At 68.3% G+C, this 1,451-nt stretch carries 2 protein-coding genes; both read right to left on the minus strand.

Features of this window, described 5'->3' with window-relative positions; translation table 11 throughout:
• A partial coding sequence (locus AC27VN_RS41320) for an alpha-hydroxy-acid oxidizing protein (RefSeq protein ID WP_490880491.1) occupies positions 1-171 on the minus strand: 171 nt, incomplete at its 3' end.
• A 25-nt stretch (positions 172-196) separates the two neighbouring features.
• Positions 197-1,369: an ABC transporter substrate-binding protein gene (locus AC27VN_RS41325; RefSeq protein WP_431511270.1), complete on the minus strand. Its 1,173-nt coding sequence runs from the start codon at positions 1,367-1,369 to the stop codon at positions 197-199.
• Between the last annotated feature and the right edge of the window lie 82 nt (positions 1,370-1,451).

Raw genomic sequence — 1,451 nt, forward strand, 5'->3', positions numbered from 1 at the left:
GGCATGGCGGGTGTCGCGCAGCGCGGTGGGCACCAGGTGCAGCGCGGCCAGGTCGGCCTCGTTGCGCCGCAGGCAGTCCTCGGTCTCCGCGCCGCCGTCGACATAGTCGAAGACGAAGCGCGGCAGCCGCCGGCGGGCATGCCGGCGGTGATCGTTCGCATTGAGCTTCATGCGCTCTCCGGTGACGCGCGCGAACTCAGCGGACTTCCACGAACTTGCCGTCCTTGATCTCGACCATACGGAACGCGGAGACGTCCAGGCCCATGTGGTCGGTGGCCGACATGCGGTAGATGCCGCTCACGCCGACGAAGTCCTTGGTGGCCTCGATGGCATCGCGCAGCTTCTGCTTGTCGGTGCCGCCGGCGCGCTGGATCGCGTCGATCAGCAGGTACAGCGCATCGTGGGCGTAGCCGCCGAAGGTCGACACGTCCATCTTCGCGGTCGACTCGTAGTCCTTGGCGTACGACACGCTGACCTTCTTCTGCGGGTCGGCGTCGGGCAGCGCCTGGGCGATCAGCAGCGCGGGCGACGGCATGCGGATGCCTTCGGAAGACTTGCCCGCGATGCGGATGAACTCGGTCGAGGCCTGGCCGTGGGAGGTGTAGAGCGGCTGCTTCATCGCGAGCTGCTGGTGGTTGCGCGCGATGATGGCCGGCGCCTGGCCGGTGCCGAACACGAACACGGCCTGCGCGCCCGAGGACTTGATGCGCGTGAGCTGCGGCGTGACGTCGGTGTCCTTCTCGCCGTAGGTCTGGTCCTCCACCACCTTCAGGCCCAGCGACTCGGCGAGCTTGAGCGTCTCGGTGCGGCCCGACTTGCCGAAGCCGCCGGTGTCCGACAGCAGCGCGAACTGCGTGAAGCCGCGCTTCTTCATCTCGCCGAGCACCTTCTCGGCCGCCATGCGGTCGGAGTGCGGCATCTTGAACACGTAGGGCTTGACCGGCTCGACGATGACCGAGGCGGCGGCCAGCGAGATCAGCGGCATCTTCGCGGCCTCGGCCTGCGGCACCATCGCCATGGTGGAGCCGGTGGTCGAAGCGCCGAGGATGGCATCGACCTCGTCCTGCATGATGAGGCGGCGCGTGAAGGCGTTGGCCTTGTTCGCGTCGCTGGCATCGTCGTAGAGCACCAGCTCGAGCTTGCGGCCGAGCACGCCGCCGGCCGCGTTGATCTTGCGCACGTACATCTCGAGCGTCTTCTGCTGCGGATCGCCGAGGAAGGAGGCCGGGCCGGTGGCCGAGACCACGGCGCCGATCTTGATCGGCCCGGCCGCATGGACCTGCGCGGCCAGCGGCAGCAGCAGCGCGCCGGCCAGCAGCGCGTTGACGGCGCGGCGGCCGAGGGAGGTGGAAGTCTTGCTGTTTCTCATCGTCTTGTCTCCTGTCGTCGTTCTCTTGGGGGAAGGGATGCGGTCCCTCAGCGCGCCGGCTTTCGCCGCACGATGTGGATGG

Source organism: Variovorax sp. 20P10.2.4 (assembly GCF_058244205.1).

Excerpts from the sequence above, each read along its gene's own strand:
- AC27VN_RS41325 (WP_431511270.1), bottom strand. The coding sequence starts at position 1,369 with ATGAGAAACAGCAAGACTTCCACCTCCCTCGGCCGCCGCGCCGTCAAC.